At 63.4% G+C, this 5,408-nt stretch carries 5 protein-coding genes and 2 pseudogenes; 5 read left to right on the top strand and 2 right to left on the bottom strand.

The genetic code is table 11. From position 1 onward, the window contains the following. The 5 genes and pseudogenes from EN750_RS16925 to EN750_RS16905 form a co-directional block, all read left to right on the top strand. A pseudogene (locus EN750_RS16925) lies at window positions 1-214 on the top strand (ABC transporter substrate-binding protein); the annotation flags it as partial. Window positions 215-323: 109 nt separating this feature from the next. After that, window positions 324-1,262: a sugar phosphate isomerase/epimerase gene (locus EN750_RS16920; RefSeq protein WP_127397091.1), complete on the top strand. Its 939-nt coding sequence runs from the start codon at window positions 324-326 to the stop codon at window positions 1,260-1,262. Further along, the gene (locus EN750_RS16915) at window positions 1,259-2,194 is read left to right on the top strand and encodes a sugar ABC transporter permease (protein ID WP_127397090.1); all 936 of its coding nucleotides are present in this window, start codon (window positions 1,259-1,261) and stop codon (window positions 2,192-2,194) included. Before EN750_RS16920 ends, EN750_RS16915 begins: the two co-directional genes overlap by 4 nt. Then, the gene (locus tag EN750_RS16910; protein WP_127397089.1) at window positions 2,194-3,093 is read left to right on the top strand and encodes a carbohydrate ABC transporter permease; all 900 of its coding nucleotides are present in this window, start codon (window positions 2,194-2,196) and stop codon (window positions 3,091-3,093) included. The genes EN750_RS16915 and EN750_RS16910 overlap by 1 nt, the downstream gene beginning before the upstream one ends. Window position 3,094: 1 nt before the next feature. Continuing rightward, on the top strand, window positions 3,095-4,165 hold the full coding sequence (locus EN750_RS16905) for a Gfo/Idh/MocA family oxidoreductase (protein ID WP_127397088.1): 1,071 nt from the start codon (window positions 3,095-3,097) through the stop codon (window positions 4,163-4,165). Here the strand turns inward: EN750_RS16905 and EN750_RS16900 are convergent. Both EN750_RS16900 and EN750_RS16895 read right to left on the bottom strand, forming a co-directional pair. Next, the gene (locus EN750_RS16900; protein ID WP_127397087.1) at window positions 4,162-4,968 is read right to left on the bottom strand and encodes an SDR family NAD(P)-dependent oxidoreductase; all 807 of its coding nucleotides are present in this window, start codon (window positions 4,966-4,968) and stop codon (window positions 4,162-4,164) included. The two genes, EN750_RS16905 and EN750_RS16900, sit on opposite strands and share 4 nt — an antisense overlap. Then, a pseudogene (locus tag EN750_RS16895) lies at window positions 4,965-5,408 on the bottom strand (NAD(P)-dependent oxidoreductase); the annotation flags it as partial. The gene EN750_RS16900 and the pseudogene EN750_RS16895, both read right to left, overlap by 4 nt.

Below are 5,408 nucleotides of genomic sequence, written 5' to 3'. Positions count from 1 at the left end.
GGTCGACGATGCCTATGCCGTCGAATTGCGCAAGCAAGCCTTCCCGAACACGATCAAGTTCCTCGACTGGATCTGGCCCTCGGAGGTCGCGAGCGCCACGTCTTCGGCAATCGCCGGCATCGTCGGCGGCACCACGACGCCCGAAGACGCCGCCGCATCGATCCAGACCATCTTCGATGACCTCAAGGCCCAGGGCAACTGGCCCCCCAAATGAGGCCCTGAGTAGCGCCTGCAAGCGAGCGCCCATCCAGCCGGGCTGATGCGCCAGGAAAGAAAAACAGAGGCTGCCTGCTTCGGGCAGCCTCGCCCATCGGAGAAAACACATGACGACACATCGCGCCGAACGGCAGCGCTTCTCGATCGGCTATCATCTGAACAGCTGGGACCTGACCGGCCTTCCGCTCAGGCCAGCCATCAAGTTTCTCGCCGACCAGGGCTTCGGCTGGTTCGAGATCCTCGCCTTCACCAGCCTGTCGGACCAATACGCCCGCAAATACATGCAGCTCGGCAACCAGGCGCCGATGGGAGTGACCACCGACACCGACATCTTGCGGCGCTATGCGCTGCTGTCGGAAGGCCAGAGCGAGTATGGCATCAAGCTCTCCTCCTTCTACGTCAATGCGATTTTCACCAACCCTGTCGCCTGGACCTATGAACGGGACGTTCTCGTCGCGCTGACCAGGATGTTGAAGGGCTTTGGCTCACCGGTGCTGGTTCTCGGCGGCGGTCCCTCGGAAGCCGCTGCCGGGGCGCACACGGCCGACGACTACCGGGCCTTTTGCCGGGCGCTCGAGGATATCGGCAAGCGGACGAAGGACCTTGGCATCGAGACGGTCTATCACCCGCATCTCGACACCTTCATCGAGCGTCGCGACCAGCTCGATCGCATGATGGATGAACTGGATACCGGTCTGGCCGGCCTGTGCATCGATCCGGCGCATCTTGCCCACACCAATTCCGATCCGGTCGACGCGGTCAAGACCTACATTTCAGCCGTGCGCTACATGCATTTCAAGGACACCAGGGTCGATCCGGCGCTGAAGGGCTATGACCGCTATGGCGCCTTTTGTGAGCTCGGCGCCGGGGTCGTCGATCTCGCTGGCATCGTCGACGTCCTGCTGGATGCAAACTACGATGGCCTCGCCATCATCGAGCTGGATGCGTCCAAGAAAACGGCAGAGCAAAGCACGCTCGAGAGCATCGCCTATGTCAGGGACACGCTCGGGCTGGTGCTGACCCCGCAAGGCGCGAAGGCCACATGAGCACGCGACCGCAAGAGGCGGCTCCTGTTTCGAGCCGATCCGGCACCTGGCGCTTCAATGCCGGGGACGGGGCGGTCGCATTCGTCATGATCCTGCCCGCCGCGATCCTCTTCGGTCTTTTCTACCTCTGGCCGTTCGTCAACGGCTTCTGGCTCAGCCTGCACAATTGGGACGGGTTTTCCGACCCGACCTGGGCAGGTATTTCCAACTACAAGCGCCTCGTGCACGATCGCATTTTCCTCGGTGCGCTGCGCAACAATTTGATTTTCGTCGTTGCCGTCGTGGTCCTGAAGAACGTGCTCGGCCTCGGGCTGGCGCTGCTTCTGAACCGGGCGCTGCTTGGCCGCACCTTCTTCCGCGCCGCCGCCTTCGTCCCGGTGACGATGTCCTTCGTCGCCGTCGGCCTGCTCTGGTCCTGGATCTACAATCCGGTCTTCGGCCTGCTCAACAGCGGGCTCGATCTCATTGGCCTCGCCGGGCTGAAACGATCATGGCTTGGCGACGCCGACATCGCGCTCTACTCGATCATCGTCGTCGATGTCTGGAAATGGCTTGGCTTCCATGCCGTCATCTATCTGGCCGGGCTGCAGACGATTCCCTCGGAGCTTTATGAATCGGCGAAGATGGACGGCGCCGGCCCCTTGCAGCGCTTCCGGCACGTCACCGTTCCGATGATGATGCCGATCATCTTCATCAACACCATCCTCGGCCTCTCCGGCGCCTTCGTGCGCAATTTCGACATCGTCTATGTCCTGACCAAGGGCGGCCCGAACCACGCCACCGAAGTGGTGCTCACCTACATGATGAGCAAGGCCTTCCAGGACGGCGCCATGAGCTACGCCGCGGCGATCGGCTATGTGCTGTTCATGATCGTCGGGCTGGCCAGTGTCGGCCTGCTGGCCCTGATGCAGCGGCAAAGGCTCGACGTCTGATGAGAGCCGCCAACCTTTCGCTGAACGATGGCGCCGCCGGCTCTCGCCGTCGCGGGCTCATGCAGCGCCTCGGCATGCGCGGCATCCTCGAAATTGGCGGCATCTATGCCGCGCTCATTCTCGTGCTCTTCGAGACCCTTTATCCGCTGCTTTGGGTGCTGTTCGGTTCGCTCAAGACCAAGCAGGAAATGCTCAGCAATGTCTGGGGTCCGCCATCGAGCCTGGTGCTGCAGAACTATGCCGATGCCTGGCGGATCGCCGGCATGGGATCGCGCATCGTCAACAGCATCTTCGTCACCGGCTCGGCATTGATCATCCTGGTGGCCGTCGCGACGCCGTGCGCCTATGCGGTGGCGCGTCTTCGTTTCCCCGGACGCGGTCTTGTGATCGCAGTCGCGGTTGCGGCCATGCTGGTGCCGCCGCAGGTGATGGCCATTCCGCTGTTCCTGGTGGCGCGCGATCTCGGCCTGATAAACAGCCGGCTCGGCATTGCCTTCATCTATGCCGCGACGTCGCTGCCGCTTTCGGTCTTCATCCTGCGCAGCTTCTTCATCACATTGCCGGCCGACCTCGAAGATGCCGCGCGCATCGATGGCGCCAGCCGGCTCGAGATCCTGATCCACATCATGCTGCCCCTGGTGCGGCCGGGCGTGGCGCTGATCCTCATCTTCGGCTTCATCGAGATCTGGAACGATTTCTTCCTGGCCTTCCTGCTGTTGCGCGACCCTTTGGTGCAGACCATCCCGCTAGGACTGGTCAGCTTCTTCCAGCAATACGACTCGCTCTGGACGCTCTATTTCGCCGCGTTGACGATCACGACACTGCCGGTGATCGTCGTCTTTGTCGCCATGCAACGGCAGTTCATCGCCGGCCTGACAGCCGGCGCCGTGAAGGGTTGACATGCAGGATCGCGTTATTGGCGTCGGCGTCATCGGCTGCGGCGAGATCGCCCAGCTGATGCACTTGCCCTATCTCATGGAATTACCGGCGTTTCGCATCGCCGCCTTGTGCGACATCTCTCCCGGCACGGTCGACAAGGTCGCGGAACATTATGGCGTCACTGCCAGATATACCGACCATCGCGCGCTGCTTGCCGACCCGAATGTCGATGCGGTCGTGATCTGCACCTACGATCATGGCGAGATGGTCGCCGATGCAATCCGAGCCGGCAAACACCTGATCGTCGAGAAGCCGCTTGCCTTCACGCCGCAGGAGGCGCGCCCGCTTGTCGAGCAGGCCGAGCGGAGCGGCCTCGTCGCCCTTGTCGGCTACATGAAATTCTATGATCCCGGCTATGAGACCGGGCTGGAGCGCATCGCCGCTATCGGCCGGCCGAAGTCGATCCATGTCCACGATTTCGCGGGCCGCTTCGACCGTTATGGCCAACTCTACACCCAGACCAGGGTCACCGACGTGCCGGCCGATGTGTTGGCGGCGGGGCGCGAAACGGTCGCTCGGCGCATCGAGGCGGCGCTCGGTGTGGACCATGCCGGCTATCGCGATCTCTATCTTGTACTGCTCAGCCTCGCCAGCCACGACCTTGCCGTCATGCGCGGTGCTTTCGGCACGCCCGACCGCGTCGTCCATGCGCAACAGACCGGCCCGAACCAGTTGCTGGCCGTGCTCGACTATGGCGGCGTCCCTTGCCTCTTCGACATGGCACTTGCCCAGTATGAATGGTGGGACGAGTGGATCCATGTGCATGGCGAGCGCGACGAGGTGCGGATCGAATTCCAGAACCCCTATTTCCGCAATGCCTCGGCGACTGTCCGGCTACGTGAAACGACAGGCGAGGCTGCATCCGAACGCGTTCTGCCTGGCGTTCCTGATACGTCGTTCCGCCGCGAGTGGCTGCATTTCGCCGATTGCATCGTTGCCGGTGTTAAGCCGCGCACGCCGCTTTCGGGCGGGCTCGCCGATCTCGATCTTGCCGTCCGGATCATCCAGGCAATGCCGCCGAAAAGACTTTAGCGAAATTTCGGAAACGCGCCGCCGGCCGGCGCGTTGGCCCAGCTCTGCAAGGTCTGGCCGCCGTCGATCAGCCAATCCACGCCTGTGACGTGCTTCGCCTCGTCGGAGGCCAGGAAAGCCAGGGCGGCCGCGACATCGTCCGGCTGGCCGATGCGGCGCAACGGAATGCGGTCGGCGAAATGCTGGACGCTGCTCTTGAATTCGCCGTCGCCGGAAGCCGGCACGCCAAGCGTCGTCTCGATCACGCCGGGGCAGATGGCATTGACGCGTATGCCATAGGGCGCGGCATCGAGCGCCGCGACCCGCGTCAGGCCGACCACGCCGTGTTTGGAAGCGACATAGCCAGCTCCCCCCGAAAGGACGTCCCAACCGGCCATGGACGAGCCCATGTTGACGATCGAGCCACCGGTCCCGGCCTTGATCATCGCCCGAAGCGAAGCCTGCAGCACGAGGAAGATGCCGCGCAGATTGATGCGGATGGTCGTATCCCAGTCCTCGACCGGCAGGTCGTGAACGGGAGCGACGACGCCGGAAATGCCGGCATTGTTGAACACCACGTCGAGGCCGCCGAACGTCTCAACGATCGCCTCGACGGCGCGCCGCACATCCGCTTCGTCGGTGACGTCGGCTTCGATGGCAATGGCGTTTTCACCCAGTGAGCGAGCCAGTTGCTGCGCCGCCGCGCCATTGCGGTCGACAATGGCGACCCGTGCGCCTTCGTCAAGGAAACGCCGCACCGCTGCGCTGCCGATCGCGCCCGCGCCGCCGGTGACGAGAACATTCTGTTTGTCGAACCGTTTCATTGTCCGGCCTCCGGCTTCGGATAGGAACGCCACGAATGGCTTGGCTCGAAGCCGATCGTTTCGCGCGCATGGATCGTGTCGAGCACGGCGCCGAAACCGGCGATCGGCCGTGACAGGGGGACATCAGGGTAGACCCGGCGCAAAAGCGCTTCGGTTTCCTCTTCCATGAATGTGTCGGCGGCGCTGAGGAGGACGCGCAGATGGCCGTCGCCTTGCCATTCAAGCGCCCGCAGGAAGCCCTGACCGGCGTCGCGCCCATCAAGATAGGCCCACAGGTCACGGGCACTGTCGGCAGTGGCGCGGCGCGGCGCGACGCCCTCGAAAAAAGAACCCGGCGTCTGGATCCACGGCATGCGGATACTGACCGCCGAAAAGGCGCCGCGGCGCACCGCCGCGTCGACGATTTCCTCGCCCAGCCATTTCGACAGGCCGTACGGGTC

Source organism: Mesorhizobium sp. M7A.F.Ca.ET.027.03.2.1 (assembly GCF_003999175.1).
Classification (GTDB): domain Bacteria; phylum Pseudomonadota; class Alphaproteobacteria; order Rhizobiales; family Rhizobiaceae; genus Mesorhizobium.
The sequence above is the reverse complement of the archived record's forward strand: the minus strand, read 5'-3'. Positions and strand labels throughout refer to the sequence as shown.

Coding starts and splice junctions, on each gene's coding strand:
- EN750_RS16920 (WP_127397091.1), top strand. CDS start 324: ATGACGACACATCGCGCCGAACGGCAGCGCTTCTCGATCGGCTATCAT.
- EN750_RS16915 (WP_127397090.1), top strand. CDS start 1,259: ATGAGCACGCGACCGCAAGAGGCGGCTCCTGTTTCGAGCCGATCCGGC.
- EN750_RS16910 (WP_127397089.1), top strand. CDS start 2,194: ATGAGAGCCGCCAACCTTTCGCTGAACGATGGCGCCGCCGGCTCTCGC.
- EN750_RS16905 (WP_127397088.1), top strand. CDS start 3,095: ATGCAGGATCGCGTTATTGGCGTCGGCGTCATCGGCTGCGGCGAGATC.
- EN750_RS16900 (WP_127397087.1), bottom strand. CDS start 4,968: ATGAAACGGTTCGACAAACAGAATGTTCTCGTCACCGGCGGCGCGGGC.